The organism is Halorubrum sp. SP3 (assembly GCF_005435195.1).
Classification (GTDB): domain Archaea; phylum Halobacteriota; class Halobacteria; order Halobacteriales; family Haloferacaceae; genus Halorubrum; species Halorubrum sodomense.
In genome coordinates this window covers 1-273 of sequence record NZ_SGTU01000616.1, presented here as the reverse complement: position 1 = coordinate 273, position 273 = coordinate 1, and the positions used below count along the sequence as shown (strand labels likewise).

The 273-nt window shown below is 40.3% G+C and carries 1 protein-coding gene; it reads left to right on the top strand.

Translation table 11 applies throughout. From position 1 onward, the window contains the following. Positions 1-185, top strand: a 185-nt coding sequence (locus tag EXE42_RS19950; protein ID WP_137707124.1) for a hypothetical protein, incomplete at its 5' end; no start/stop codon positions are given. Positions 186-273: the final 88 nt, after the last annotated feature.

Sequence of the window (273 nt, the reverse complement as noted above, 5' to 3'; positions counted from 1 at the left end):
GGAACATGCATTTTGATAAGGTGATCAAAATGTATGGCTTCATTAAAAATGGAGAAGAGCCCTGCATCTATAAATGGGCAAATGGTCCAGTTGTGGTATTTCTTGTCTTGTACGTGGATGACATTCTCTTAATCGGGAATGACATCCCCACACTACAGGGAATAAAAATTTGGTTATCATCATAGTTCTCCATGAAGGACTTGGGTGAAGCATCCTACATCCTAGGGATGAAGATCTATAGGGATAGATCTAAAAGGATGCTTGGGTTATCCC